The following is a 745-nucleotide window of genomic DNA, read 5'->3' on the forward strand; positions in this document are numbered from 1 at the left end:
ATACTAATGTCTGTAGGCATTGTATTTTTTATGTTGTTTACAACATCATATAGCATTTCTTTTCTTATCGTTAGCGTGCTGTCATTCCTGATATTTGTAAAACATATCAGGAAAGTAACAGATCCTTTTGTTGATCCCGGATTAGGGAAAAATATACCTTTTATGATTGGAGTTCTTTGTGGGGGAATTATATTTGGAACAGTAGCAGGGTTTGTCTCTATGGTTCCTTATATGATGAAAGATGTTCACCAGCTAAGTACTGCCGAAATCGGAAGTGTAATTATTTTCCCTGGAACAATGAGTGTCATTATTTTCGGCTACATTGGTGGGATACTTGTTGATAGAAGAGGTCCTTTATACGTGTTAAACATCGGAGTTACATTTCTTTCTGTTAGCTTTTTAACTGCTTCCTTTCTTTTAGAAACAACATCATGGTTCATGACAATTATAATCGTATTTGTTTTAGGTGGGCTTTCGTTCACCAAAACAGTTATATCAACAATTGTTTCAAGTAGCTTGAAACAGCAGGAAGCTGGTGCTGGAATGAGTTTGCTTAACTTTACCAGCTTTTTATCAGAGGGAACAGGTATTGCAATTGTAGGTGGTTTATTATCCATACCCTTACTTGATCAAAGGTTGTTACCTATGGAAGTTGATCAGTCAACTTATCTGTATAGTAATTTGTTATTACTTTTTTCAGGAATCATTGTCATTAGTTGGCTGGTTACCTTGAATGTATATAAAC

The 745-nt window shown here is 34.9% G+C and carries 1 protein-coding gene; it reads left to right on the forward strand.

Annotated elements, in window-relative coordinates; all coding sequences use genetic code 11:
• Nucleotides 1–745: MFS transporter (locus tag IDG65_RS14090; protein ID WP_173969020.1), on the forward strand; the 745-nt coding region annotated here is incomplete at both ends.

This window comes from Staphylococcus sp. EG-SA-17 (genome assembly GCF_017151845.1).
In the GTDB taxonomy this organism is placed as follows: Bacteria; Bacillota; Bacilli; order Staphylococcales; family Staphylococcaceae; genus Staphylococcus; species Staphylococcus aureus.